Origin of the sequence: Streptomyces sp. NBC_00306, from assembly GCF_036169555.1 — a bacterium.
In the GTDB taxonomy this organism is placed as follows: Bacteria; Actinomycetota; Actinomycetes; order Streptomycetales; family Streptomycetaceae; genus Streptomyces; species Streptomyces achmelvichensis.
Genome location: NZ_CP108032.1, coordinates 7,365,149 through 7,391,819, shown reverse-complemented (window position 1 = coordinate 7,391,819; position 26,671 = coordinate 7,365,149). Strand labels below are relative to the sequence as shown.

The following is a 26,671-nucleotide window of genomic DNA, read 5'->3' as shown; positions in this document are numbered from 1 at the left end:
AGGTCACGCTCCCCGCAGCAGATAGTTGGGGCCCGTGCTGTAGTGCTTGTTGATGTCCGACGCCCCCGATCTGTCCTTGGACAGAAGTGTGCCTGCCGTGACCATCGCCTTGACGGGCAGGTCCGTCGCGTCGAGGACATGGGCGCGCAGAACGGCTCCTGCCTGGCCGGGACCGGTGCCGAGGCGCTCGCATGCTTCGGCCAGGCGTTCACGGACGAGAGTGAGCAGGGCGTCGAGCGGTGCGCGCCCGTGCCGGGCGAGACCGAAGGCGTAGGCGCCCGCACACAGATGGACGGTGATGGTGGTGAACAGGTCCAGGACCGGTTCGTCGCTGTCCGTGAAGATTCTGGGGTCGTCGAACTCCTCCCGGGCCGGGGCGTCCTGGCCCAGCGATGCCCGCATCCGGGCCGCGTTGACGCGGGGGCCGTCGTTGTCCTTGAACAGCAGCCTCAGCCGGGTGCGGCCGCTGTTGCGGTCGAGCAGCAGCGAGATGTTCTGCCCGTGGGATTCGAGGGCGATGCCATGTCCGAACAGCGTGGTCTGCCAGTCGAGGAGAAGGATGAGGACGGCGTCGAGGAGTGCGACCGGATCGCCGGTGTAGAACCGGTCGGCGAGCCGGTCGATGACGAGCCCGCCGCCCGGGGACGTGCCGAGCAGCGCGGCCATCGGCACCACGGTCGTCTCGTCGAGCCCGGCCGGGTAACGGCGTACGAGTACGGCGAGCAGCTCGTGGCCGGCGTGGACGAACGTCGACTCGTCCGCGAGCAGGACGGTGTCCCGGAAGCGGGGAGTGCGCCCGATCACGGTCTCCAGGAGGCGCCCTGTCGCCGCTCCGTCGATGAGGGTGCCGGGCTTGATGGTGCGACGGTTGAGCCGCCCGAGCGTGGCGGTGGCCAGGGGCAGCTTGAGATGGATGCCGGGGTGTGCGGTGAGTGCCACGGTGCGCATCGACAGGGTCGGCAGGGCCTCCAGGTACGGCGTCTCGGCGAGAAGGGCGTCGAGCCCGGTGTCGCGCAGTGCCTGCCGCAGAGGGCCGCCCGCGGTCAGCGGATGGACGGGAACGGCTTGATGCGTGTCGTCGAGTCCGGGCGGCAGTCCGAGTGACGATGGTGTGGGCCACGGGAGTTGATCCGTCGGACCGTGCGCGGTGAGGCGGTCCCGGTGTACGGCCAGCCAGCGCAGCGGAAACCGCTGATGGAACTCGGGTGCGTAGGACCGCAGTTCGCCCTCGGTGAGGCCGGATCGGCTCCGTCCCGTCGGATACACCGGGTGGTCGGTGCGCGCGGCCGGCGTGTCGAAGGCGAGTCCGGCGGCGAGGCCCGTCCAGCGCGCCGGGTCGGGGCCGTACGCGTCGGTGAGCTGTGCGGTCACCTCGTCGCCGGTGGCGGTGTGCAGTCGGAGCGCCGCCAGAGCCTGCCGGCATTCGGTCGCGAAGGCGTCGAAGCCGTCGCGGTCGACCGGGTCGGCCAGGCCGGCGAGTGCGGTCATGATGCTGTCGGTGTCGGCCAGCTCCGCTCCGTCGGACTCACGCCGCAGCAGGGGCAGGCGGGCTTCGAGCGTGGACTGGAAGCCGGGCCGGGCGGCGGACACGGGCATCAGGAGGGCGTCGTGATCCCCGGTTGCCAGTCGCAGCCAGGTACCGTCCGCCTGTTCCAGTGCCGTACTACGGGTGCGCAGTCCGACGACGTCCTCCCGCAGCAGCGCGCTGAGGACGCTCGTCACCAGGGCGTCCTCACCCGGTGTGCCGTCGGAGGCGGCGCCCGGTGCGCCCTGGACCGTCACGGCGTGATCTCCCAGCTCTGCCGGGCGAGGAAGCCGGCCACCACCCGGTCCACGGACTCCTGTTGCCTGCCGACGGCTCTGACGATACCGAGGAAGTCCCGGTTGGTGTGGTGGAGTTCGAGCCGCTCTCCGACCTCGCGGACGGGCCGGTAGGTCAGCTTCACGTCCCCGACGGTCAGGTCGGCCGGCCCGGGTGCGGCCGCGAGCGTGCCGGCGCGATCGGCGCAGGGGTAGTCGAGCCGCGCGGCCCCGTCGGTGCGCGCCCCGAGGTCCGCGGGCAATGCCTCGCCCAGGTGCGTCCGCAGGATGTGCTCGAAGAGCGGGATGCCGAGCAGTTCGGCCAGCAGGAGATCGCACTGGTCGCCGATGGCCCGGTAGTTGACCTCGATCAGCCGCACACGGCCGTCGTCCACCACGAACTCGGTGTGGCAGGCTCCGAAACCCACACCCAGTGCGCCCAGTTGACGGAGCACCTGGTCCTCCACGGACGGTGGCCGGGAGGCGACGAAGGACATGCGCTCCTCGATGAAGTACGGGAGCGGGGACAACTCGGTGCGGAATCCGCCGAGGACGTGGAGCCGCTCACCGTCGCCCAGGGTTTCCAGGGTGTGCAGCTCCCCCTCCAGATACTCCTCGACGACCAGTGCCGCGCCCGGTCTGCGCGCACGGATCTGGTCGCAGCGCCGGGCCAGCTCCTCGGCGTTCTCGACGCAGAACACGTCCTCGCTCGCCACGCCCTCACGCGGTTTCACCACACAGGGGAAGGGCATGTCGCCGAGTGTTTCGGTGGGGTCCTGACCCGGGGCGAGCTCGGCCGAGCGTACGGTGTCGGCGCCCGCGGCTGCCAGGTGGCGCCGCATGAGCGCCTTGTCCTTGGTGCGGAGCGTGGTGTGCCAGCTCTTGCCCGGCAGACCGAAGTAGTCCGCGGCCAGCGCGGTCTGGGTCTGGAGGTGATCGCTGTTGCTGAACACCGCCGCGGGGGCGCGGCCGGCCTCCGACCGGCTGCGTTCCGAGATCGCGCTGATGACGGCGTGGTGGTCGCGGACGTCGCAGGCCAGTACCTCGACGTCGGGATGGCGTGCCCGGTGCGCCTCCGGTTGATCCGTCAGCAGAGTGACATGGAGTCCGAGCCGGCGTGCGGCGGGAAGGAAGCCCTCGGAGACCGAGTCGGTCGGATTGAGGGCGAGGAGGTACGTCTGGATCACCACCCGGAGCTTAGGTTAGGCATCCCTAATAGTGCCAATTCGCCGTGTCGTGGCCCCGGGTGACCGAGCCTCAGGAACTTGTGGTTAAGGTGAGGCTTCCCTTACCCCCTCACTCATGTTCAGCGCTGAGGAGTACCTGTGATCCTGGCCCCGGCATGGGCACCGGCCGGAGCTGCCCCGAGCTGCTCCACCCTGCTCGCATCGGACTACCGACGGCTCACCGCCCTGTGCCAGGCACTGCACGTCAACGTCGCGGAACCGTTCTCACCGGCCGGACAGGGCTGGATCGACGGCGCCGAACTGGCCCACCGTCCCGAGCTCCTGGACGCCTTCCTCGACGCAGAGGCGGCGCGCGTCCGGGAGCGGTACGGGCACACCGCGCGCCCCGATGTCATCGCCTCCCGCGCACTGCACGGCTACCTCTGGTCCGTCTGCCTGCTGATGAGCGGCCCCTGGTACCTGGAGCGGCGCGTCCCGCGTATCCGCCCCGCGGACGTCCGCGTCAGCCGTACGGCAGATGCCTACGCCGTGGTCCCCGGCGGCTTCTCGTGCCTGCCCGACGATCCCGCCGCCGGACTGCCCGGCGTACGCGTCCTGCCCCACGCCGGCGCGCTGCGGGACGAGTTGCGCCGGGCCGTGGCCGACCATGTGGGCCCGCTGCTGACCGCGATCGCCCCGCGGATACGGCGCGGACCACGCGCCCTGTGGGGCATGGTCGGGGACGACCTGGTGTCCGGGATCTGGTACCTCGGCAGGTCGGCCGGCGACGAGGAACGCGGCGTGCGGGAGGCCGGGGAAGTGCTCCCGGGGCCCGTGGCGCCGTACCTCGGAGGTGCCGACTTCCGCCGGCTGACGGACCGCGACGGCCGCTCGCACCCCACGCGCACACGCCTCGGCTGCTGCCTCTACTACACGATCCGGCCCGCGGAGGCGTGCGGCACCTGTCCCAGGACGTGCGACAGCGAGCGGCTGCGGCGGATCGAGGCCGAGACGGCGGCCGGCTGAGCGGATCGCACGACGGCGGACCCACCCGTCGGGAGACGACGGGTGGGTCCGCCCCGGATGCGTTCCGCCCTGTGCGTCGGGGCCGTCACTCAGGTCGCGTGCGAGCTGCGCGACGAGTGGTAGGAAGCCAGCGCCCAGATCACGAAGACATCGATCGCGATCATGATCACCGACCACACGGGCGCATACGGCAGGAAGAGGAACTGGAACACGAGGCTGAGGGCTGCCAGCAGAATGCCCACATAGCGGGCCCACGCCGCACCCCGCAACACCCCGGCGCCCGCGAGCAGGGCGAACACGCCGAGGATGAGGTGGATCCAGCCCCAGCCGGTGAGGCTGATCCGGTACACGTAGGTGCCGACGGCGTCGTACACGTCGTCCGTGGCAATGGCCGCGATGCCCTGGAGGATCGCGAGCACACCGTTGCACACCAACAGCACGCCGGCGAAGACGACTCCGCCCTCCACCCAGCCGCTGTTCGTCCCGGTCGCCGACGACCTCGCGCCGGCCGGGTGAGTTTGCTGGCTCATGGGCCAACCCTTCGTCGTCCCGCACGCCGGTAGCGGACGGGGCTTCGAGCCTCCGTCGCCGCACACGGCGCCGCCATTCGGGTGCGTCCGTTCGGGTGAGGCGGGACCCTTTCCGTGTAGGGACGGCGCGTACCGCGCCTCCGAGAGCCCGCCTCCACGATAAGCATCCAGCGCGGGCGAGTCCGCCCCGTCCCGCCCGTGCGTCCGGAGGAGCCGCATGACCACGCCACCGGCCGAGGCACCGCCCACTCCCCCACTGCACGAGATGATCCTCACCCGCGGTTACCTCAAGCTCCTGCTGCTGTCCGTCGTCGCCGGCGTGGTGATCGCCTTCGCCTCGTTCTGTCTCGTCAGCCTCCAGCACGAGCTCCAGCACCAGGTGTGGGAAGTCCTGCCCGAGACGGTCGGTTATGACCAGCCGCCGTGGTGGTGGCCCCTGCCGTCACTGCTGCTGGCAGGGCTCCTGGCGATGCCGATCATCACCCGCTTTCCGGGCACGGGCGGCCATGTGCCCGCCCACGGACTCGGCGGACCGATGCTCGGACCGAAGGATCTGCCGGGTGTCGTCCTCGCAGCCGTCGCCACGCTGCCACTCGGCATCGTCCTCGGGCCGGAGGCTCCCCTGATGGCGCTGGGCAGCGGCCTCGCCCTGCTCGCACTGCGCCGGTCCAAGAGGGCTGCGGAGCCGAAAGCCGCCCTGGTCCTCGGCACCGCGGGTTCGACCGCCGCGATCTCCACCATCCTCGGTGGACCCGTGGTGGCCGCCGTGCTGGTGCTGGAGGCGGCCGGCATGGGAGGTGCGCAGCTCTTCGTCCTGCTGCTGCCCTGTCTGGTGGCCAGTGGCGCGGGCGCTCTGGTCTTCACCGGCTTCGGGCAGTGGACGGGTCTGTCGATCGGGGCACTGTCCCTGCCCGAGGTGCCGCCCGACGTCACCCCGGACGCGGCGGACTTCCTGTGGGGAATCCCCCTGGCGGTGCTGATCGGCGTGGTCGTCTCGACGATGCACCAGCTCGGACACCTCACCGCGGCCTGGACGCAGAAGCACACGGCCCTGCGCACGGTGCTGTGCGCCGTGGCCGTGGGCGTCTGCATCGCGGCGTACGCGCTGACCACCGGGCGTTCACCGGCCGAGGCCGCGTTGTCGGGCCAGGCGACACTCGCCGTCGTGGCAGGGCAACCGCACACGTTCGCCGTCTCCGCGCTGATCCTGCTCGTCCTCTTCAAGGGCCTGGCCTGGGGTATCTGCCTCGGCAGTCTGCGCGGCGGACCCATCTTCCCCGCCGTGCTGATGGGGGCGGCGGCGGGCATCGCCGCCTCGGGCCTGCCCGGGCTCGGTACGACAGCGGGACTGGCGCTCGGCGTGGCCACCGCGACGGCCGTCGTCACGCGGCTCCCGGTCACCAGCTCCGTGCTCGCGGTACTCCTTCTCGGCCACGACGCGCACAACCAGGCGCCACTCATCGTGCTCTGTGCGGTGGTCGGCTTCATCACCGCCGAAATCGTCGAGCGGATCAGACACCCCATGCCGTTTCAGATCAAGCGGCATGGAGGTAGGCGTAGTGCGACCAGGCGGTCGCCTCGTCGTAGAGCGTTCGAGTCTTGAGGCATCCGTGGAGGATGCCGACGAGCCGGTTGCCGACTTGTCGGAGGGCCCCGTTGTAGCCGACATCACGGACGCGTTGCTTGTCGTAGTAGGCGCGAGCGCCTGGGGATCCGTTCAGTGCAGAGAACGCCTGGGCTTGCAACGCGTCGGCGAGCCGGTTGTTGCGTACGAAGCGGGCCTGGACGGTGTGGCTCTTGCCGGAGGCTCGGGTGATCGGGCTGGTGCCGGCATAGTTCTTCCGCGCCTTGGCGGACGCGTAGCGGGTGGGGTCGTCTCCGAATTCGGCGAGCACCCGGGCGCCGCTAATTTCTCCCATGCCGGGCATCGAGAGGTAAATCTCAGCGTCCGGGTGCGCGTGAAAATGGGCTTTCACCTGCGTCTCCAGGTCGGCTATCTGCTCATTCAGGGTGATCAGCAGCCGGGCGTGAGCCACCACGGTGGCCGCATAGGCGGCGGTCACCGGCTCAGCCAGCTCCAGGTGCTGCTCGCGCAACGCCGTCTGGATGACGGCTGCCTTCGCAGTCCGGTTGCGACGACGGGCGCGAGCCAGTGCAGCAGTGATCTGGGCGTGGGTCAGCTTCGCCGCGGCTTGCGGAGTGGGTGCTTTGACGAGCAGTTCCAGTGCGTCGGCGCCGAGCAGAGTGAGGTCGGCGTAGGCATCCAGGGCCGCGGGGAAGTACTCACGCAGGGCGTTGCGCAGCCTCTGGAAGATGCGGGTGCGTTCCCAGATGAGAGTCTGATGAGCGCGGGCAACGACCTTGATGGCTTGGGCCTGTTCGCTGTCTCCAGCGATAGGCCGTAGCTGGTCACGGTCGATGCGGACCATGTCTGCGAGCGCGTGAGCGTCGCCCTTGTCGCTCTTGGCACCAGATGTGCCGTACCGCTCCTTGAAGCGGGCGACCTGCCGGGGGTTGATCGCGTAGACCTTGTAGCCGGCGGCTATCAGAGCCTGAACCCATGGGCCGCGGTCGGTCTCGATCCCGACGATGACAGCGTTGGGATCGAGCTTCTCACCACCGTGCTTCGCGACGAGCTCGTGGAGCTTGGCTACGCCGTCCACGCCCTCGGGTAGCTTCGCGGCGGCCAGTTTCCGGCCCGTCTCGTCCTGGACTTCGACGTCATGGTGATCCTCGGCCCAGTCATCGCCGATCAGCAGCAACGCGCTCTCCCTTGTTGGCACTTCGCTTGCGGTGCAGCCTGCGGAAGACACGGCGCGCGGCCTAATGGATCCAGTGCTCACGCCGAACCCGGCGGGCACGCCACCCCATCAGCGGTCTGGCCTTCCGGCCGACCAGCAGGGGCACGGTCTGATCCCAGAAATCGAACGCTTCCGGCAACCGGAGTGCTCACCTGCTGGCGGCTACGGCACCGAGTCTTACCGACCCGGCAGCTCCCATTAGGCAGCCGAGCAGCTGAGCCGGCGGCCGCCGTGGGCCCGCGTCGTCCTGTGAGCCTCACGACGGGCCGGGACCGACTCGCCTTCGGTGCGGTGGGCGGTTCGGGCCGAAGCCTGTCGGTGGTGTTCGGGCTGGAACACCGTGCTCGGCGCGTTCGCCGCGAGCCTGCCGACCCGGCTGATCCTGAGCCATCCGGCCCCGGCAGCAGCGAGGAGATCCTGGGCCGGACCGAGGCAAGGGAATTCGGTTTCCTCACCCGCGAACTGCGGGCCACGGGCGGAGAGGTGTCCGCAACCCGAGGTCGGGGCGGCGGCCACGAATCCTGGTGTGTGCCCACAGTTGGTCGGGCCCGGGTTGTTCGACCCCGCGTCCCCGTCGCGCCCCCGGGTGTTCCGTGCGCGGTGCCTGTGCGCCTTGTCGGGCGACCGGGCGGGCATGAGGATGGCCTGTCATGGCGATCGTTGCGCTGGTGGGGACGCTGGACACCAAAGGTACGGAGTACGGCCTGCTGCGGGACCATCTGCACCGGCGGGGAATCGAGACGGTCCTCGTCGACACCAGTGCGTCCGGAACACCCCGGGTGCATCCGGACGTCCACGGCGCCGACGTGGCGCGGGCCGCGGGCACCGAACTCGCCGACGTCCGGGCCCTGGACCGCGGCCGGGCCGTTGCCACGATGGCGCGCGGAGCCACGCACATCGTCGTGGATCTGTACGACAGCGGCCGGCTGCACGGCGTACTGGCTCTCGGCGGCAGCGGCGGCACCTCCATGGCCACCCAGGTGATGCGGGCACTGCCGCTCGGCGTGCCCAAGGTGATGGTCTCGTCCATGGCTTCGGGCAATGTGGCCCCGTACGTGGGCGCCTGCGACATCACCATGATGTACAGCGTCGTCGACATCGCGGGCGTCAACCGGATCTCGGCGCCGCTGCTCGCCAACGCCGCCGACGCCGTCGCCGGAATGGCCGAGGGCTTCGCCCGCTCACCGCGGGCCATCAGGGCGGCGGATCTGCGCGCCCAAGGCAGGCCGCTGATCGCGGCATCCATGGCGGGCGTGACGACCCCCGGAGTCGACGCGGCACGCGAGCGGCTGACCCGGCTCGGCTACGAGGTGCTGGTGTTCCACGCCAGTGGAGCGGGTGGCCGGTCACTGGAGACGCTGGCGGGCCAGGGGCTGTTCGCGGGTGTACTGGACCTCACCACCTGCGAACTCGCCGACGAGCTGGTCGGCGGCATCCTCACGGCCGGACCCGACCGGCTGGAGGCCGCGGGGCGGGCCGGTGTGCCTCAGGTGGTCAGCCTGGGGGCCCTGGACATGGTGAAGTTCGGGCCGCTGGACAGCCTTCCCCGCCGGTTCCGCGACCGTCATGTCCACGTGCACAACTCGTCCATCACCGTCATCCGCACCACCGTGACGGAGTGCGCGGAGCTCGGGCGTCTCATGGCCGCGAAACTGCGGACGGCGACGGGGCCGACGGCGGTTCTCGCTCCGCTGCGCGGGCTGTCGACGCTCGGGGTCGCCACGGGGCCGTATCACGACCCCCACGCCGATGCCGCGCTCGTCGCGGAACTGTCGGCGGGTCTCGGCGGCTCGGCCGTGGAGCTGCGTACCGTCGACACGCATCTGAACGACCCCGCGTTCGGGCGGGCGGCGGCCGATCGGCTCCACGGCATGATCGGCGCGGAGGCGTCCCGCGCGGCAGGTTGACGACCACCGCCGACTTGCCGGGGACCGGCGCCGCGCATGAAGGGGCGTACCGCGGATATCGTCCCTCAGGCCACACCCAGAGCCGGGCACCATGTGCCCCACGACCGTGAGGAATCCGGATGAGCACGCAGCAGGACCAGGCCCGCACCGCCTCGGAGCCGGCGTCCGAGATGCCCTCTCCCGCGGAGAAGGCGGGCTGGACGGCTGCCCGGCAGCGTGCCGCCGGTATGACGCATCACGAGGCGAAGGCAGCACTCGAAGCCGCGCAGCACGCCGCGAAGAGGGACGCGTTCGACGATGCGGCCGATGCCGTACGCGTCCATGCGGAGATCGAGGAGTGGGAGCGCATCGTAGAGGCCCTGGCGGACCACGCCGGCGCCTACGACCCCGTGGCTGATCCGTTCGTCCAGGGCGAGCTGGCGGGCGAGCAGGACCACCGGTCGGCCCGGTAGGGCACCGCCCTACCGAGGGCCGGCGCAGTCGGGGTCGGCGCCTACCGCGGACGGGGGCAGTCGGGGTCGGCCTCGGCGCTCGGCAGCTGGTTGTGCCCGTCGCTCCAGTGGTTGACCCATTCGCAGTTCGGGCACGCGTACCTGCCGTTGATGCCCCGCACCTCGGTCCCGCACCTGGTGCACTCGGTGCGGGTGATCTCCGGAAGGCTGTAGGTGCTCATGCTGCACCTTATCGCTCGCGGCGAACACACATCCGGACGGTAGGTCCCCGCTGTGACCTCGTACGGTGCGAACCGGCGCGGCACGCAGCGATGAGTTTCGCCCCGCCGAGCAGTCACCCCTCACGACCGGATCAGGCTGTGAGGAGCCGTGGTGAGCGACATTCAGAAGCAGGTACAGCAGAGCATCGACCAGCTCGTGGAATCGGGGGCCGAGCGCGGTGTGCAAGTCTCCGTCCTCCGGCACGGCGAGCTGCTCGTGGACGCGGTTGCCGGCATCGCCGATCCCGCCACCGGGCAGGCGGTGACCCCGGCGACCGTCTTCTACAACTTCTCCATCGGCAAAGCGGCCACCTCGACCGTGGTCCATGTGCTCGTCGAGCGCGGCACCTTCGGCTACGACACTCCCGTGGCCGACCTGTGGCCCGAGTTCGCGGCTCACGGCAAGGAGAACGTGACGGTGCGGCAGGTCCTGACGCACTCGGCCGGAGTCCCCGGCCTGCCGCTCGACACCACCGCCGAGGACATCTGCGACTGGGACCGGATCTGCGCGAAGATCGCCGACGCCGAACTGTGGTGGGAGCCGGGTACGGCCGTCGGGTACCACGCCTACACCTTCGGCTACATCCTCGGCGAGGTCGTCCGCCGGGCCACGGGCCGCCCCATCTCCCAGGTCCTCCGCGAAGAGGTCACCGGCCCGCTGGGCGTCGCCGACGAGCTGTACTTCGGCATGCCCGCGAGTGAACACGGCCGACTGGCCCGGCTGGAGGACCAGGAGGGCGCGGCCGACATGATGGCGGGTATGCCGGAGGATCTGCCGATGCTCAAGGCGGGCCCGCTGTCCCTGTTCCCGACGGCCGAACTCGGCAACCGCACCGACGTCCTCTCCGCCGACATCCCCGCGGGTGGCAAGACATCTGCCCGCGCGATGGCCCGTATGTACGCCGCACTGCTGGGCGACGTCCCCGGCGTCGCGCTGATCTCCCCGGAACGCCTGCGTGAGGTGACCGCACCGGCGGCGAGCGGGGTGGACCAGGTCTTCGGCAACGATGCCTCGTGGGGCCTGGGCTACGCCCTGGGCCTTCCCGGGATGGAGGAGACGACCCGCAGCGCCTTCGCGATGGGTGGTGCGGGAGGGAGCTTCGCGTACGGGGACACGGAGACGGGGATCGCGTTCGCGATGACGAAGAACAGGCTGACGATGGACTTCAGCGCGGCGACGGATCTGATCGGGCTGGTGAACGAGGGGCTGACGAAGGGCTGACAGGTGGGTGAGAGGGGCGTCGGTGCGGATCGGCGCTCCTTGTCGCCCCATGTTCCCCGCTCGCGCAGCAGCGAGCCCGCGGTCAGACGGGCTGAGGTTCGATCTCCAGACTCGTAGGACGCCAGGCGAGCAGAGCAGCGGCCGCCGGGTGTCCCTCGCGCAGTTGCTTCCCCATCTCGATCAGAACGTCCTCGCGCAGTGTCTCGCCACTGCGGTCACCCAGGTCGCGGAGCACGATGGCGAGATTACCCGCGCACACCAGGGTCCAGGGATGCATCGACCCCAGGGAATGGTGCTCCCGCAGTTTGTCGAAGGCGGACCGGTACGTCGTCCGCGCCGCGTCCCGATCGCCGCAGGCCGCCAGAGCGTTCGCCCAGTTCACCGTGCAGGCCAGCACATGCGGATGGTCGTCGCCCAACAACTCCGCCCACGTGGCGGCGATTTTCCGCAGGTTCGCCTCGGCCCGGACGCCCGCGCCCGATTCCAGCAGGTGCACCGCGTGATTCGCGGCGCAGGCCAGAGTCGAGGGGTGCTCGGGTCCCAGCCGCGTCGTCAGACGGTCCGACACCCTGCCGACGAGCTCCAACGCCTCGTCCTGCCGCCCCAACGCCTTCAGATCGCAGGCCAGACTCATCTCCAGAAGGAGCCGCTCCGTGGACTCCTCCCCATCCGGGTCGGTCGGCATGTGATCCAGCACGTGGCGCGTCAACTGCTCCGCCTCGACCGGCCGACCCTCACTGCGCAGAGCGCCCGCAAGGCCGGTGACGGTCTTCAGCACGGTCGGCTCTCCCTCGCTCAGTTCGATGTTGCGCAGACACCGCTCGTGGGCCTTCCTCAGCAGGGTGACCGAGGCGCCGTAGTCGCCGCATTCACGGAGGTCACGTCCCAGGTTGACCGCCGATTCGATGGTCAGGGGATGGTCCGGCAGAAGAATCACTTCACGTGTTTCGAGGTTCTTGCGATCCAGTTCACGCGCCCCCGCGTAGTCCCCCGACGCCCGCAGCGCGACGGCCAGGTTGTTGCCGGCTGCCAGCGTCCCCGGGTAGTCCTCGCCGTAGACGTCGACGTATCGCTGATAGCTGTCGAGGTCGTGTGTGAGCGCCTCACCGAAGCGCCCCAGCCCTCGCAGATCCGCGGCAAGACCGCCCTTCGTCATCAGGACATGCTGGTCGTCCGGGTCCCCGAGGACCGCGATCTGTCGTTCCAGCACATGCGAATTCAGCTTCAGCGCTTCCTTGTACCGGCCCTGGGCACGCAGGATGTTGCCGATCTGGAATCGCATGTGCAGCGTCCACCGCTCGTCCGGAGTCCCCGCCGCGCACCAGCCGGCCACACACTCTTCGCTCAGTTCCAGTGCCTGGCGGAGCTCTCCGCGCCGGCGCAGCTGACGCACCCGGTCCACGATCAGTTCACGGATTCCGTAGTCGGGCGTCACCAGTGTCCACGGGGTGCCCAGATGTGGCCAGATGGTCCGGTAGCGGTCCCAGGTCTTGGGATTCTCCGGGTCGTCCTTGGCGGGCCGGGCCGCGACCAGGGCGCGGTGCACCACCTGGCGAGCGTCTTCCTGCTCCTGCTCGGTCATGCTGTTGCGCATGGAGAGCTGGACGAGGCGGTGCACCTGTACGCTGCGCGCCTTTTGGTCCACTCGGGCGAGCGCGAAGCTGCTGAGCTCCTTGTAGGCGCGCGCGACGTTCGGGACGCGCAGTGCCCTGGTGATCTCCACGCCTTCGAGCAGGTCCATGGAGATGGGCTCAGGGCTGAAGTACGAACAGAGTTGCAGCAGCTGCGCGGCCGGCGGGTAGTTCTCCCGGACCTGTTCGATGGCGAAGTCCCACGTACCGCGGGTGGCCTTGGTGAAGTCGGCGACTTGTTCGCCGTCGGCGGGCGTCTCGATGCCGAACGTCGGCTTCTGCAGCAGTTTGATGTACTCACGAGCGCCGAGGCCGGTCCGCTTGATACCGGCCGCCGCACCTTCGACGGCGAGCGGCAGATCTCCCAGCGCCTCCGCCACCAGCTCGGCGTCCTCCTGGCTGATGTCCGGCAGTCGGCGGCGAAGATGGCTCACGCTCTCGAGGCGGGTGAAGACCCCGACCTCCACCGTCTCCGCGCGACGGTTCCAGCCCTCGGAGCGCTGGCTGGTGACGAGTACGTTCCCTGAACGTCCATTGCCCAGAACGTCATTGAGCGTCTGGGCGTCATCCGCGTTGTCCAGGATCAGCAGCCAACGGTCGTACGGCTCGCCACGGTCGAGCGCTTCCCGGACCGCCTTCGCCCCATCGCTCGGGTTCTTGAACTTGGGCAGCCCCAACTTCTCACCCATGGCGGCGTACTGCTCCACAGCCAGGTTGCGCTGTTCGGCCTGGATGTGCCAGACGATGTCGTAGTCACCCTTGTAGCGGTGGGCGAACTCCTGGGCGAGAAGCGTCTTCCCCACCCCTCCCATCCCGCTCAGCAGAATGGTCCGGGTGCTCGTGTGCATCCGCTCCCTGATCTCTTCCAGCAGTTCGGTACGGCCGGTGAAGGAGGCGGTGCGCAGCGGAATGGATTTCACGGGCGGCTCGGCCCCGGGGTATCGGGGCGTGATGCTGTCGGCGCCGGTGAAGGCCCGTGAACGCGGCTCGTCACGCACCTCGAACGCCTCCAGCAGGGCCTGACGTGCCGGACCCTCCCCGTCGAAGCGGGTGAAGTCGACGAGGTTGTCGATGAACGGTTTTCCGACGGTCACGTCCTCCACGCGTACGGGCACCAATGGACGGCGGTTGCCGAGCCGGTCGGGAGAGAAGACGGATTCCCACGTGGTCCGGAATCGGGAGGAGCGGAGATAGGACCCCGAGAAGACCGGGAGGGTGTACGACGTGGACTCGACACCGCGCTCGGTCTCGATGCGCAGCTTGGCACCCTCTTCCGTCCCTTCCTGAGCGAGGTGGACGCGGAATTCCGCGGATTCCAGCACCGATCGGATCCACTCGGCCCAACTGCGGTCCTGAGGAACGTAGCTGATGTAGACGTCGGACGCGTCCAGCGGCTTCCTGCGCGTGAACAGATCCAGGTGGCGCTGCCGGGTCCCGTCCCCCAGGTACGGCATGGACGTGACCGTCCCGTCGGAGACGACTGCGGTGAGACGTTCGTACGAGGAGAGCAAGGACGACGCACTGCCGGGTGCGTCGCGGAAGGGGGCGAGGAGTTCCTCGTAGGCGTATGCGGGCCGGTAGGGAATCTCGACGCTGCCCCAGTAGTCCTGCGGCGGAATGGTGCTGTGCCTGTCGAGGATGCGACTGAACCGATGCCGGTACTGCGCGCGTGCCATATCCAGTCGGTCCGACTCGCCGTCGGTGTCCTCCACCCGCATCGGGACGGGAAGAATGCGAATCCGCCGGTGTCCGTACATCGACTCGATGCGTTCGATGACACCCGCCGCGCCCTCGATGCTCTGGGTGCTCGGAGTGAAGCAGGTGACCAGCGTGTGCGGGAGATTGACGGTGCAGATGTCGGAGATGTCGCTCAGGCCGGTCCGGCTGTCCACGAGGACGTAGTCGTAGTTCTGAACGAACTCCCGCTTGAGCGCGTCGATGAACTCCGTCGCCAACGGGCCGTCGAGGAAGGGCTTCCAGTCGAACTGCGAGAACGCGCTCAGATAGCCCTTGTTCTTGGTTCCCGCCGGCAGGAAGTCCATGCGGCCGTTCTGGGGGAACTCCCAGGAGACGGGAATGATGCAGTGGTTGAACCGAGCCTTCTCCGCGACCCACGTCTCATCGACGTCCAGCACCCAGTCGTCGCCCTCCCGTCCTGGATTCTGGATCTCCCAGCTGCGTTGGTGCTCCCGCACGGTCTGGTTGAAGCGGCTGACGAGATCGAGGACGCCGGGCGTCGTCAGGAGCATCTCCCTGTCCAGGAACGGATGGAGGAAGCGGTCCAGACCCGGGGCGTCGAGGTCCCAGTCGACGACGAGGACCCGTTTCCCCGACGAGGCGAGAATCCAGGCGGTGTTGGCCAGAGCCATCGTCCGCCCGGTTCCGCCCTTGTACGAGTAGAAGGTGATGATTCTGCCCGCGTCGCGGTCCGCACCGGTCATCGTCTGACCTCCGAGCCACCTTCGCCAGAACCGAGACCGTCGGCGCCGACGCCCGGCGGTCTACCCTGCGATGCGTTCCGTGGGGTCGATTGCGGCCGAATGTACCGCAGATAGCGCATGTAGGACGACTCGGCCAACTCCCCGAACCACAGGGCGAAAGCGTCGGCTGTGACCAGGCCTCGAACGGCCTCCTGCTCGCCCATTCTGCCCAGGCGGAGGAAGCGGGGGAAGGCGGCCTGGACAAGACCTCGAAGCCGTTCGGAATGCTCCTTGGTCTGTGGATCGTCGTCGGCGAAGGCAGTCAGCACGGCGGTCCACGGCCGGTGGGCGGCGTCGAACGTCCGGGCGCGGCCGGACGCCTCCGGATCCTGGAGCGCCCACGGGTCGACGACGAGGGTCCACGGCCCGACGGGTGTGTTCCTGCCTTCCAGTTCGACAAGAGTCTTGTCGAACGACACCACCTCCGGAGCGAAGCCCAGGTTGCGGGCCAGTTCCTTGACCTGCTCGGCCACGGGACCGCCGGCAACCGGGCCGTAGGGACACCAGTCGGTCTCCTTGGGACCGTAGCGCGACGGCTCACGGCCGATGGGCAGACGGTCCCGTGAGGGAGCGAGGACGGTGATGCGCATGGGTGGCCGGGGCGGTGCGGCGGCAAAGGCGTCGGGCATCGTGTTCAGCGTCCGGCGGTCCAGGTCCGGGGCCATGGAGACCCCGGTGGCGGATTCGACGATGCGCCGCGCGAGCCGGTCCACCACCGGCAGGGCCGCCTCCTCCTCGAGGTCGAGCAGTTGGTGCAGTCCGCTCGTGGCGTAGGCGTCCTCCGTCTCGCCCCCGCCTTCCACGATCTCGGGGCGCGCACTCACCGCTCCCGGAACGGACGCGACCGGATACGGCGTCCACAGGACCGGCACGGTGTGCGGCAGCGATCCGGACGCGGCCCTCCGGGCGAAGGCCGTCCACTGTCTGCCGCAGTAGGTGTCACTGAAATACCGCTTCGAGTACAGGGGTACGAACACCTGGCAGCGGGACAGGGCGCGTGCCACGTCGTCCTCATCACCGTCGTTGCGTTCTACGAAGCCCGCCGCCTCGACGGGAACCCCGGCGAGGTCGGCCACTCTGTCGCGCAGCATCTCGAAGAAGTGGAACACCGGCTTGTCGGGATCGTGTCCGGGGCCCCGCTCGCCGGGGATCCGGGCGTAACTCAAGAAGAAGAGCGGCATCTTACGATCCCTCCTCGAAGACGTTACGGAGGTTGTCGAACAGCGCCGTGTCGCAGGGGTCGAGGCGCGCCTGCTGGGCGACCGTGACGATCGTCTGGGCGATGCCCCAGACGGCTCTCCGGTATCTCACGGTGCGGCCCTCCTTGCGCAGGCCGTACAGACCGTTCTTGAGGTAGTGCTCCCCCAGGTCGGGATGGGCGAACTGGACGGCCTGCACCACCGGCGGAAGGGTGAGGTGCGTAGGGCTCAGCCAGAGAACGGGCACGATCGCGTTCACCGTGTACGGGCGGGTGCGACGCTGCTCGGCCTGTCTGCGGGCGAAGGCGTCCCATTCCTTGCCGCACCAATCTCGGGTGAAGAACCGCGTCGTATAGACCGGCACGAAGACCTGACACACCGACAGGGCCTTCTTGAGATTGAGCTCCCATTCGGCCCCGACGCCCAACTGCCGGTCCATGAATCCCGGTGGCGCCTGAGCGTCGTGGTCGGTGAGGTGGAGTATGTGCTCGCACAACTCCCGGTGGAAGTCGTCGACCAGCTTGTTCGGGTCGTCGGCGCCGCCACGCTCGTCCACGGGAGACGGTGTGCGCGCATAGCTCAAGAAGAAGCAGGGGTTCTGATTCCGCTGTCGTGGCGATGGTGGCGAGCCAACCGGATGGGTCACGGCATCGTCTCCTCCGTCGTCACTGCCGGCCGGGCCGGTCACGAACTGCCGCGTCGCCCGGCTCGGCGTCGAAGGAACCATTGGAGCGTGAAATCGCATGGCGCCGACAGGGGTTGGCGAAAGTCGCTGGGTCGCGACCGCCGGTGCACGGAGGCTCAGCGGGCGCACGCCGACGCCCTCAGGCCGGCGGAATCGCGAGCCGACGGCATCGGAACAATCCGCCTGACACATCACGCGGGCCCCATCACCTCAGCACCTCCCCCGCCGCCTCCGAGATCGCCACCGCCAGCACTTCCGGCGCGTCCCGGTGTGCCGTGTGGCCCTGGCCGTGGAGGGTGATCACGTGGGCGTTCGGGAGCGTCGCCGCCAGGTCGGACACGCGCTCGTGCAGATGCGCCGGGCTGCGGTCGCCCCGGATGAGGGTGGTCGGCAGCGACAGGTACCGGTAGCGGTCGATGCCCACGCCGAGAGCGTCGATCGCCTCGTTGTCGGTGATCTGGGCGGAGGCGTACGCGGCGAGCGCGTCCCGGGTCGGCCCGTCGGCGAGCATCGCGTCGACCGACTCGGCCGGCATCCCGGCGATGTCGCGCAGATGGATGCGCATCGCTCCGGCGGGGTCGGACGCGTCGAGCGCGGCACGGGCGCGGTGGCCCGCCTCTCCGGCCGCCGGGGAGCGGGTCGGCATCGGGGGCTCGTAGGCGATCACCCCGGCGAAGAGGGCCGGCGAGCGCAGGGCGGTCTCGAGGGCGACCACCGCGCCGGAGGAGTGGCCGACCAGGATCAGAGGTCCGCCCAGGAGACCCGCGATGGCGAGCACGTCCGCCGTCTCCGTCCGCAGGGAGTGCTGCAGGGGAGGAGTGGACCGCGGTGAGACATAGATGCGCCGGTTGACGCGGACCACCCGGAAGCTGTCGGCCAGGCGGGCCGTCACGCCGTTCCAGGAGACGGCGGGGCCGCCGCCCGGGTGGACCACCAGCAGGGTGGGTCCTTCGCCCTCGTCGAGTGCGGTGACCGGGACGCCGTCGCCCGATATCGCGAGAAGGTCGGCCATGCCCACCAGCATGCACCGCGGGCAGAGGGATCAGAGGATGGACAGCGAAGGCGGCAGAACCGGCGGCGGAAAAGAGACGGAGGTGCGTCGTGCTCATTCCCCGTGCCGTGCTGGACGGGATCGTGGAGGGCCGGGTCGATCTGGCGTTCCGTACCTGGCGGGCGCCGCGGGTGCGGGCCGGGACCCGGATGCGTACGGCTGTCGGCCTCGTCGAGGTGCTGTCCGTCGAGCCGGTCGGGCTGGACACGCTCTCCGAGCAGGATGCCCGGCGGGCCGGCTCACCGTCGCTGGACTCCCTTCTGTCGTTCCTGACTGGGCGCGAGGGAACGCCGTACCGCATGGAGGTGCGGCACGCCGGCGCCGATCCGCGCGAGCAGCTGCGCCGCGACGACGCCCTCGACGACACGGCGCTGGCCGAGCTGCGCCGACGGCTGGACCGGCTGGACGCGGCCTCCCGGCACGGCGCGTGGACGCTCCGGGTGCTGGCCCTGATCGCCGACCATCCGGCGACGAACTCCGCCGAACTCGCACCCCGCGTCGGCCGCGAGCGGCTTCCCTTCAAGGCGGACGTCCGCAAGCTGAAGGAACTGGGGCTCACCGAGAGCCTGGACGTCGGATACCGGCTCTCCCCTCGCGGCCGTGCCGCGCTGGCAGCCCTGCGCCCCGGCGGACGGCCGGCACCGCCCGCTCCTGAGGCGCCCTGACCGGACCTGGGTCACGATGGAAAGCGCAGGTCCCGGCTCTGCGCCCGTGTGTCAGGAGTCTCCATGAGCTACCCGGACAGCTATGAACTGGTATTTCGCGCGTCCACTGTCGAGGACGATGTGGTGATCGTCCGGCGTACCGAGAGAGCGGGAGCGAGCGGCTCCCCCGTGTACGAGGACGACACCGGCATCGTGCGCGCCGAGATCAGCGACCGCGGCGAGGTGCGCATGCTGGCCAGCGGGGGCCATCAGGCGCCCGGCATGCCGGTGACCGTGCGCTCTCTTGGGTCGTGAGCTCCGGGGCCGGGGTGCCCCGGGGTATGTATCTGCTCTGTCGTGGAATCCGGGAGAGACCGGCAGCAGCGAGCGAAGCCGGCGGACAGGGGGTGTCGTGACGTCCTTCGGCGACCAGGGCCCGACGGTGGGGGTGGAGGAGGAGTACCTCCTCGTCGACCCCCTCACCCGGGCCGTCGAAGCCGCCGGCCCCCGAGTCGTGGCGCGCGCCCGCACGGCGGTGGGCGAGAGCGTCACCGGCGAGTTCACGCGCTATCAGGTCGAGGGCAGGACCGAGCCGTGCGTGCGGTCCTCGGACCTGCGCAACGCGCTGACCGGGATGCGCGCCGCGCTCTGCTCCGCTGCCGAGAAGGAGGGCCTGCGGCTCTGCGCCTCGGGCACACCGGTCGTGGGGCGCACCGATCCCGCGGAGGTCGGTGACCACTGGCGCTACCGGGCGGGGGTGGACCAGTACCGGGCCATGCTCGACGACTTCGCCGTCTGCGCCGTGCATGTCCATGTGCATCTGCCGGACCGGGAGGCGAGCGTCCTCGTCGGCAACCACCTTCGGCCGTGGCTGCCGCTTCTGGTGGCGATGAGTTCCAACTCCCCCTTCCATCAAGGCCACGACACGGGCTATGCCGGCTGGCGCTCGGTGATCCGGGGGCGGTTCCCGTGCCTCGGCCCGCCTCCGTACGCCGAGTCGCTCGATGACCACGAGCGTCTGGCCACCGCCATGGAGGAGACCGAGGCGATGCTGGACGCCGCGACTCCGTTCTGGGACATCCGGCCCAATCCGCGCCTTCCGACGCTCGAGGTCCGGGCGATGGACGTCCTGCCGGACATCGAGGACACCGTGGCCCTGACGCTCCTCGTCAGGGCGCTGGTGGTGACCGCGGCAGCGCGGGTGGCCCACGGCGATCCGGGGCCTCGTGTGTGCGGTGAGGTGTTGCGGGCCGCGTACTGGCGGGCCGCGCGGGACGGCTGGGCCGGCAGCGGCGTCGACGCGCTGGGCGGCGGGATTCTCCCCTCGGCGGTGCAGGCCGAACGCCTGGTGGCGTTCGTCCGTCCCGCCCTCGATGAGCAGGGTGACCTCGACACGGTGACGGCGTTCCTGCGGCGGCTCGCGACGCGTGGCTCCGGTGCGGAACGCCAGAGGGCGGCCCGCGAGCGTGGCGGGCTCAAGGCTGTCGTGGACGATCTGGTGGCCGCGACCGCCCGCTGACCCACGGGACCGACGCCCGGGGTCGGTCCGGTCCCAGGCCCGCTCAGCCCGTCGTGCCACGACGTGGCGCGTATGTCACCACCAGGACGTCCCGGCGCGCCTGGGTGTGCGGGTCCAGCGGCCGGACGGGCGACACTCCGTGCAGCGTGCGCCGGTCGTCACCGAGCAGCAGTGTCCCCGGTTCGTCGAGGGTCGTGGCCAGCAGCCGGTTTCCGTCCATGTCCCGGACCTCGCTCTCCCCTCCCGTGGCGTTGCGCCGGCCCACCATGAGCGACGAGACGAGGGTGACCCCGTCCCGGTGCAGTCCCTCGGGAGTGGGCAGCCCCGCGGCTTCGCCGGACGCGATGACCCGGAAGGGGTGCACCTTCACGTCCCACCGCTCGCTGTCGTCCAGGCCCGTCGCCAGCCGGCCCAGCATCCGCAGCAGGGAACCCACCACGGGATCGGCGACGAAGGAGCTGGTCAGGGGATCGAATCGGCGGTCGACATCGACATAGAGCGGATTGCTGCTCTCCGGCTGCACGAAGGCGGCGGGCGGCAGCAGGTGAAAACACCTTCTCGGTGCGGAAAAGACGAAGTGCCCGTACCGGCGCAGCCTGCGGGTGCCCCGCTCGGAGGCGTACGGGTCCGCCGTCAAGGATTCCCAGTGGGTGGTGAACCGCCGCCACTGGTCCACATCGACGCCCAGGCAGGCCATCGTGGCGGCCGCGGGCATCAGATGCGCGCCGGTGGTCGTCAGCGCCTGCCCGGCGGCAGCCGCGGGATCGAACGAGGGAGCGAGGGGGGTGCGTCCGGAAACGTCGACGACGTGGTCCATGAGGTGCCTGCCTTCCTCCCGGGGAGCAGAGCGTGTGCCTCTGCGAATACCCCGCCGGACCGCACCTAACAATCACCCGGGAAACTCCCTGACCTGCGACGACCTCCTCGCTTATGTGAAATGTCCCCTTCGGCGGTGAGGAGTCCGTCTCACTGGGCACACGGGCACCGTGAGAGATCCGGAGGTTGGGACACAGCAGCCACCACGCGGTGAACCCGCCCATGACCGTCCGTACCGCGCGGCACCGAGTCAGGGCTCCCGAATTGCAGAGGTGATTGTGGATGCTCGGCCTTGTGGACGGAACCGGTCTGGGGTGCCGCGTATGGGTGCCACCGCGCGTGTACGCACCCCAGGAGGACACCTTCCTCCTTGCGGACGCCCTGGGGCGCCTCCCGCTGGCACCGGGTGCTGACGTGCTGGACGTCGGGACCGGAACGGGTGCCCTGGCCCTGGCCGCCGCTCGGCGCGGAGCGAGGGTGACCGCCGTCGACCGTGCCCGGCGGGCCGTGGTGACCACCCGTGTCAACGCGGCCCTCGCCGGGCTACGGGTCCAGGTGCTGCGCGGCGACCTGCTGGAGCCCGTCGCGCACCGCCGGTTCGATGTCGTCCTCAGCAATCCGCCGTACGTACCGGCGCCCGAGCCGGGGCTGCCTCGCCGAGGGCCCTCGCTCGCCTGGGACGCCGGACACAGCGGTCGGGCGCTGGTGGACCGGATCTGCGACGGCGCGGCGGGCGTGCTGCGGCCAGGAGGTGTGCTGCTGCTGGTGCATTCCGGCCTGTGCGGTGTGCCGCCGACCCTGGAGCGCCTGAGCCGGGCCGGTCTGCGCGCGACGGTGGAGGACCGCCGCTATGTGCCCTTCGGACCGGTGCTGAGTTCGCGAAGGAAGTGGCTGGAGATACAGGGGCTGATCGGGCCCGGTGAGGAGAAGGAAGAGCTCGTGGTGATTCGTGCGGAGCGCGCCGAGGAGGCCGGGAAGTGACAGCCGTGCAGACCCCCGGACAGCCGTCGAGGGCGGAACGGCCCGCCGACAGGACCGACGACGGGCGGTCGGCCGGGCCCGTCCTGCCCGAGCACCGGGGTGACCTGTCCTCCGCCGTCGCGACCGCCCTGCGCTCCCGGCCCGGTACGCCGCTCCCCCCGGCCGACGCGGTCGGGCGGGCGGAACCGTACGGCGACGATCTGCAGCTCGCCCTCTACCTCTGCTACGAGCTCCACTACCGGGGATTCGCGGGTGTCGATCCGGACTGGGAGTGGGATCCCGAACTGCTGCGGCTGCGCGGTGCGATGGAGCAGCGCTTCCTGACCGCGCTCCGTGCCGACGTACCCCGGCGCGAGAGCGTGACGGAAGCGCTGGAGGAGATCCTGGTCGAGCCGGTCGACGGCGCCGGGACCTCGCACTATCTGAAGGACGAGGGCGAGGTGTGGCAGCTGCGCGAGTACGCAGCCCAGCGCTCGCTCTACCACCTCAAGGAGGCCGACCCGCACGCCTGGGTCATCCCCCGGCTGTGGGGCAGGGCGAAGGCGGCCATGGTCGCGGTGGAGTACGACGAGTTCGGTGCGGGCCGCGCGGAGCGTGTGCACGCCCAGCTGTTCGCCGACCTGATGGCGGATCTCGGCCTGGACACGTCGTACGGGCACTACGTCGACGCGGCGGCCTCCGAGATGCTGACGCTCGCCAATCTGATGTCCCTGTTCGGGCTGCACCGAGCACTGCGCGGGGCCCTGGTGGGGCACTTCGCGGCCGTCGAAGTGACGTCGTCGCCCGGCTCACGCCGCATGGCCGCGGCCATGCGGCGGCTGGAGGCGGGCCCGGCCGCCGTCCACTTCTACGCGGAGCACGTGGAGGCGGACGCGGTGCACGAGCAGGTGGTGAGGCGTGAGGTGATCGCGGGGCTCCTCGAGGAGGAACCGTGGCTGGAGGCGGACGTGGCCTTCGGCATCGACGCGACGGAGTGGGCCGACGCCAGGCTGGGCGACCGGCTGCTGAGGTCGTGGCGCAAGGGGGAGTCGACTCTGCGTAAGCCGCTGTGAGATCGATGGGGCGGGTGGGGTCTCAGACCCCACCCGTACCCGAGCGTTCCGGGCGGACCGCTCAGTGCGGCCGGCTCGTGACCGTGAACAGTGCCCCGTCCGGGTCCAGCAGCGTCGCCTCCGTGCCGTAGGGGGTCGGCCCCTCCCGCAGTACGGACCCTCCGTGGCGGACGGCCGCCGCCGTGGTCGCGGCGACGTCCCGCACCGGGAAGTGGATGTGCCAGCGGGGCTGGATCAGCGGGTCGGGGGCGGTGTCGACCGCTCCCGAGCTGAGCCGGGCGAGGACCTGCCCGTGCTGGCTCAGCACGACCTCGTCCTGCTCGTAGTCGACATCGCAGCAGCCCGGCCGGTCACAGGCCCATTCGAGCACCTGTCCGTAGAAGATCGCGGCGTCGAACGCATTGCGGGTCCGCAGGCGCAGCCAGGCAGGTGCGTTCTTGCGCCAGGCCTGCCAGTCGGAGACGAGCTGGCCCTCCCAGATCCCGAAGACGGCGCCGTCGCGGTCGGCCGCGAGGGCTCCGCGGCCCACAGGGAAGCGCAGCGGCCCGACGGCGACGGTGGCACTGCGTTCGCGGATGCGGGCGGCGGTCCGGTCTACGTCGGAGACGGCGAAGTACGGCGTCCAGGCCACGGGCACACGCAGGGCGGGGGCCAGCGCTCCGATGCCCGCGACAGGAGTTCCCTCGTAGAGCGCGAGGCTGAAGTCGTCACCCAGCCGGGCCCGCCGGAAATCCCACCCGAGGACCGCGCCGTAGAAGGCCTGGGCGGCCGGCAGGTCGCGCGCCATGAGGGTGATCCAGCAGGGTGCGCCGAACACCTCGTGGCTCGTGGTCACGCCTGGGGCCGTCTGCGTCGTCGTCGGCTTTTTGTCCATCACGCTGGGTGTCCAGGGATTGAGGCGGCTGTCGTCAGCGGATGGGTACCCGGATCCGGGCGATCCATCCGGGAGGTCACCGAAACGATGGGTCCGTCGGATCGCCGCGAGACCATGGTCGGGCGTCTCCGGGGCCGCCCCTGCCGGACCGCTGCAATGTGGTCGGGCGCGTGAGTGCACGCCGGGGTGCCGGCCGCCGTGTCCCGAGGATCCGCCCACGTGGCCCGCAGCGGACTCACGTCGAGGCAACGGGGGAGCCCGAGGGCGTCAGGGCGAACGAAGAACGGCTGACACCCCATGAGCTCGGCGGCTGCGGGACCCAGGGGTGGAGGTCCGCGCCCGGCGACAGGCGGCGCGATGCCGCGAATCCGGCGGCTTCTTCGGACTCGGCGGCCGAAGGCCCGACGGGTCGACAGCCAGACAGCCCGGCAGGTACAGCAATGGGCCCTGCCGGCAGGGGGAGTTCGCCGCCGACTCAGGGGGTCCGCAACGATGTCTCTCGCGCAGGACCAGCGACAGCGGACGGGGCCATGGTGATACACGGCCCCGTCCCACGTCGCGTCAGAACCGCGCGATGTCGGTCGTCAGCTCTCGTGGGCCGACGTCTCGGCAGGCACTCCGCGCCGGGTCGTGAGCCGTCGCGCGCCCCAGCGGCAGGCCAGTTGGAGCAGGCAGACCGCGGTGAGCACCCACACGCCGGCAAAGACCCACAGCAGAGCGGGAGTTGAACTGACGGCGGCCATGACGAACAGCATCACCGCCACGGCGGACAGCAAAGATGCCAGTGTCGCCAGCCGGAATCCGCGGAACGAGCCGAAGGCTCCTCCCACGGGTGCCGTCGGGCGCATGGTCCGCAGTCGGCGGTCCAGGGCTTCGTCGGTGCGCAGCTCGCGCTCGATCTCAGCCAGGATCACCCGCTCGGGCTCCGAAAGTCCGGCTCCGTCCATGACTGGCGCCTCCCTACGCTCGCAGAAGACATCTCAGGGTCCAGTCGTCTCCCCGGACGATGTTCCCCAGCGTCGGGTGCCGGCCCGGACCACGGTCATGGCGAGCACCTTCCCCTCAAGTGTGCGCGACAACCGGCGGATTCGCTGGCCCACTGCCGGATTTTGTCTCACTGCGCATACCCGGTGGGGGCAGCTTCAGTCGGGCGCGGGGCGGCGAGGTCGTACAGAAGCAGTTGCACGTCGGCCACGAGCCCGCCGATCGCCGTCGCGGTCTCCGTGTCGTGATCGTGCAGACGGCGTTTGAGGTCCGCCAGGGCGTCCCAGGCGCTCTGCACCGCGGTCTCGCGTTGTGAGGCGGGGTGTGGGCCCGGTTCGGTGAGCGCCTCCTCGTCCGCCTCGCACACCTCGGCCACCGCGGTCAGCAGCTCCCGCAGCCGCACGAGTACCGGATCGGGCGGTGCCGCCAGCCTGCGGTCCTCGCCGGCCGTGTCGACGAGCTTGCCGGTGATCGACATCAGGCGATCGGCGATGCGCTGCCACAGCGCGTCCCACTCGCTCGACGGCAGAGCGGGCACCGAGCGCCGCATCCGGTAGCCCGGGTTGAAGCGGTAGCTCTCGCGGGTCCAGGTCCGCGCGTTGCGCAGGTCGTCCAGGAGGCGTATCAGCCGCTGGGCCCGTTCGTACCACCGCTCCGCGCTGTGCCGGTCGTAGCCGCGCTCGACGTCGTCCGCCATGGTGCGCAGCAGCTCTGCGCTGTCGCGGGGCAGCCGGTGGAGGCAGTCGCGTACGTCGCGAAGGTGCACCGGGGGCAGGATCAGCGCGTTCACCCCGATACCGATGAGCGCTCCGACCAGCGATTCGAGCAGCCGGTGCCAGATGTCGGAGCTGGAGTACGAGCCGTAGGCGAGGACGAACAGCACGGTCGTGGAGGCGTACACGCCCTGCTCGCCGAAGCGCGCGTAGGTGCCGATGAGTACCGCCACCGGCAGGGCGATGGCCATCGCCGCCGTCGTGTTGCCGGTCAGGGAGGCGGCACCGGCCGCCAGCAGTGTGCCGAGACCGATGAGGATCATCTGCTGGAGTCCGGCGCGCAGTGACCGGTAGACCGTGCTCTGGACGAGCACCACCGCACTCCAGGGCGCCATCAGCGCCATCGGCGCGTCCCACCACCAGCCGACGAGTGCCCAGGCGAGCAGGGCGGCGCCCGCCGCTTTGAGTGCCTGGACGGTCACATCTCGTTCGGGCCCCGGGCCGGTCAGGGCCCGGTGTACGGAGCCCCGTACCGCGGACACCTCCCAGGCCGCTCTGCGCCACCAGCTCATCGTCACTACGCGCCACAACTTCCGTCGGATGGTGAGGTCGACAGAGAGCGGGTTTCCGCCCGGCAGGCGATGAATCATCCGCTTCTCGACTGCCACGGCTCGTGGGTGCCGGACGGCGACACCGACGGCTGACGGCCCGATGGACCGGGTCCGGGTCCGGGTCCGGGTCCGGGTCCGGCGACCGTCGGGCCCGGCCGCCTCGTGCTGTGCCCGTGCCGCGCCCGCCGCGTAATTCGGTTGCCCGACGCCACGGGCCGCTGCTGGAATCGTCCGGCGAACGACGGCCGAAACGGCCGGCGCCACCGA

The 26,671-nt window shown here is 70.2% G+C and carries 23 protein-coding genes; 10 read left to right on the top strand and 13 right to left on the bottom strand.

From position 1 onward, the window contains the following. Positions 1-3: 3 nt before the first annotated feature. Together OHA05_RS33060 and OHA05_RS33055 are read right to left on the bottom strand one after the other, a co-directional pair. Entirely contained in the window at positions 4-1,782 is a 1,779-nt protein-coding gene (locus OHA05_RS33060; RefSeq protein ID WP_328862575.1) for an IucA/IucC family protein, read from the bottom strand. Further along, positions 1,779-2,984, bottom strand: a complete 1,206-nt coding sequence (locus OHA05_RS33055) for an ATP-grasp domain-containing protein (protein ID WP_313948773.1) — start codon at positions 2,982-2,984, stop codon at positions 1,779-1,781. Before OHA05_RS33055 ends, OHA05_RS33060 begins: the two co-directional genes overlap by 4 nt. 141 nt (positions 2,985-3,125) lie before the next feature. On the opposite strand from OHA05_RS33055, the gene OHA05_RS33050 reads away from it, so the two are divergent. Beyond that, complete coding sequence (locus OHA05_RS33050; protein ID WP_328862574.1) at positions 3,126-3,992, top strand: (2Fe-2S)-binding protein; 867 nt, start codon at positions 3,126-3,128, stop codon at positions 3,990-3,992. A gap of 89 nt (positions 3,993-4,081) precedes the next feature. On the opposite strand, the gene OHA05_RS33045 is transcribed toward OHA05_RS33050, so the two are convergent. Further along, positions 4,082-4,522 (bottom strand): DUF7144 family membrane protein, encoded by a 441-nt coding sequence (locus OHA05_RS33045; protein ID WP_313942569.1) that lies wholly within the window; start codon positions 4,520-4,522, stop codon positions 4,082-4,084. 217 nt (positions 4,523-4,739) lie between these two features. Here OHA05_RS33045 and OHA05_RS33040 point away from each other — a divergent pair, with 217 nt between their 5' ends. Beyond that, complete coding sequence (locus OHA05_RS33040; RefSeq protein WP_328862573.1) at positions 4,740-6,125, top strand: chloride channel protein; 1,386 nt, start codon at positions 4,740-4,742, stop codon at positions 6,123-6,125. Here OHA05_RS33040 and OHA05_RS33035 read toward each other — a convergent pair. Further along, the gene (locus tag OHA05_RS33035) at positions 6,058-7,284 is read right to left on the bottom strand and encodes an IS110 family transposase (RefSeq protein WP_328860338.1); all 1,227 of its coding nucleotides are present in this window, start codon (positions 7,282-7,284) and stop codon (positions 6,058-6,060) included. The genes OHA05_RS33040 and OHA05_RS33035 overlap by 68 nt on opposite strands. Positions 7,285-7,973: 689 nt before the next feature. Between OHA05_RS33035 and OHA05_RS33030 the strand changes: the two genes are divergently transcribed. Together OHA05_RS33030 and OHA05_RS33025 are read left to right on the top strand one after the other, a co-directional pair. Further along, positions 7,974-9,230: a Tm-1-like ATP-binding domain-containing protein gene (locus OHA05_RS33030; protein WP_313942571.1), complete on the top strand. Its 1,257-nt coding sequence runs from the start codon at positions 7,974-7,976 to the stop codon at positions 9,228-9,230. A gap of 119 nt (positions 9,231-9,349) precedes the next feature. Then, entirely contained in the window at positions 9,350-9,682 is a 333-nt protein-coding gene (locus tag OHA05_RS33025; RefSeq protein ID WP_313942572.1) for a hypothetical protein, read from the top strand. Between the two features lie 41 nt (positions 9,683-9,723). Here OHA05_RS33025 and OHA05_RS33020 read toward each other — a convergent pair whose 3' ends face one another. Further along, complete coding sequence (locus OHA05_RS33020; RefSeq protein WP_313942573.1) at positions 9,724-9,903, bottom strand: hypothetical protein; 180 nt, start codon at positions 9,901-9,903, stop codon at positions 9,724-9,726. Between the two features lie 151 nt (positions 9,904-10,054). Between OHA05_RS33020 and OHA05_RS33015 the strand changes: the two genes are divergently transcribed. Then, positions 10,055-11,164: a serine hydrolase domain-containing protein gene (locus tag OHA05_RS33015; RefSeq protein WP_313942574.1), complete on the top strand. Its 1,110-nt coding sequence runs from the start codon at positions 10,055-10,057 to the stop codon at positions 11,162-11,164. A gap of 82 nt (positions 11,165-11,246) precedes the next feature. On the opposite strand, the gene fxsT is transcribed toward OHA05_RS33015, so the two are convergent. From fxsT to OHA05_RS32995, 4 genes are all read right to left on the bottom strand, one after another. Further along, positions 11,247-15,236 carry an FxSxx-COOH system tetratricopeptide repeat protein gene (gene fxsT, locus OHA05_RS33010; protein ID WP_328862572.1) on the bottom strand — a complete coding sequence of 1,330 codons (3,990 nt, stop codon included), beginning with the start codon at positions 15,234-15,236 and terminating at the stop codon, positions 11,247-11,249. Continuing rightward, on the bottom strand, positions 15,233-16,456 hold the full coding sequence (gene fsxC / locus OHA05_RS33005; protein ID WP_328862571.1) for an FxsC protein: 1,224 nt from the start codon (positions 16,454-16,456) through the stop codon (positions 15,233-15,235). The genes fxsT and fsxC overlap by 4 nt, the downstream gene beginning before the upstream one ends. Position 16,457: 1 nt before the next feature. Beyond that, positions 16,458-17,120 (bottom strand): TIR-like protein FxsC, encoded by a 663-nt coding sequence (locus OHA05_RS33000; RefSeq protein ID WP_328862570.1) that lies wholly within the window; start codon positions 17,118-17,120, stop codon positions 16,458-16,460. Between the two features lie 244 nt (positions 17,121-17,364). Further along, the gene (locus tag OHA05_RS32995; protein WP_313942575.1) at positions 17,365-18,171 is read right to left on the bottom strand and encodes an alpha/beta fold hydrolase; all 807 of its coding nucleotides are present in this window, start codon (positions 18,169-18,171) and stop codon (positions 17,365-17,367) included. An 89-nt stretch (positions 18,172-18,260) separates the two neighbouring features. On the opposite strand from OHA05_RS32995, the gene OHA05_RS32990 reads away from it, so the two are divergent. From OHA05_RS32990 to OHA05_RS32980, 3 genes are all read left to right on the top strand, one after another. Continuing rightward, positions 18,261-18,875 (top strand): hypothetical protein, encoded by a 615-nt coding sequence (locus OHA05_RS32990; protein WP_313942576.1) that lies wholly within the window; start codon positions 18,261-18,263, stop codon positions 18,873-18,875. 63 nt (positions 18,876-18,938) lie between these two features. Next, a complete protein-coding gene (locus OHA05_RS32985; RefSeq protein ID WP_313942577.1) occupies positions 18,939-19,169 on the top strand; it encodes a DUF6296 family protein in 231 nt (76 codons plus the stop codon). Positions 19,170-19,266: 97 nt separating this feature from the next. Then, entirely contained in the window at positions 19,267-20,373 is a 1,107-nt protein-coding gene (locus OHA05_RS32980) for a carboxylate-amine ligase (protein WP_328862569.1), read from the top strand. 43 nt (positions 20,374-20,416) lie between these two features. On the opposite strand, the gene OHA05_RS32975 is transcribed toward OHA05_RS32980, so the two are convergent. Then, the gene (locus tag OHA05_RS32975; RefSeq protein WP_313942579.1) at positions 20,417-21,190 is read right to left on the bottom strand and encodes a 2OG-Fe dioxygenase family protein; all 774 of its coding nucleotides are present in this window, start codon (positions 21,188-21,190) and stop codon (positions 20,417-20,419) included. Between the two features lie 281 nt (positions 21,191-21,471). Between OHA05_RS32975 and OHA05_RS32970 the strand changes: the two genes are divergently transcribed. Further along, the gene (locus tag OHA05_RS32970) at positions 21,472-22,170 is read left to right on the top strand and encodes a HemK2/MTQ2 family protein methyltransferase (protein ID WP_313942580.1); all 699 of its coding nucleotides are present in this window, start codon (positions 21,472-21,474) and stop codon (positions 22,168-22,170) included. Positions 22,171-22,253: 83 nt separating this feature from the next. Further along, the gene (locus OHA05_RS32965; protein ID WP_413777822.1) at positions 22,254-23,222 is read left to right on the top strand and encodes an iron-containing redox enzyme family protein; all 969 of its coding nucleotides are present in this window, start codon (positions 22,254-22,256) and stop codon (positions 23,220-23,222) included. A gap of 61 nt (positions 23,223-23,283) precedes the next feature. Here the strand turns inward: OHA05_RS32965 and OHA05_RS32960 are convergent, their stop codons facing one another. From OHA05_RS32960 to OHA05_RS32950, 3 genes are all read right to left on the bottom strand, one after another. Then, positions 23,284-24,096, bottom strand: coding sequence for a VOC family protein (locus OHA05_RS32960; RefSeq protein ID WP_313948775.1), 813 nt, complete (start codon positions 24,094-24,096; stop codon positions 23,284-23,286). Positions 24,097-24,680: 584 nt separating this feature from the next. Beyond that, entirely contained in the window at positions 24,681-25,043 is a 363-nt protein-coding gene (locus tag OHA05_RS32955; RefSeq protein WP_328862568.1) for a DUF3040 domain-containing protein, read from the bottom strand. A gap of 167 nt (positions 25,044-25,210) precedes the next feature. Beyond that, positions 25,211-26,461, bottom strand: coding sequence for an FUSC family protein (locus tag OHA05_RS32950; RefSeq protein ID WP_313942582.1), 1,251 nt, complete (start codon positions 26,459-26,461; stop codon positions 25,211-25,213). Between the last annotated feature and the right edge of the window lie 210 nt (positions 26,462-26,671).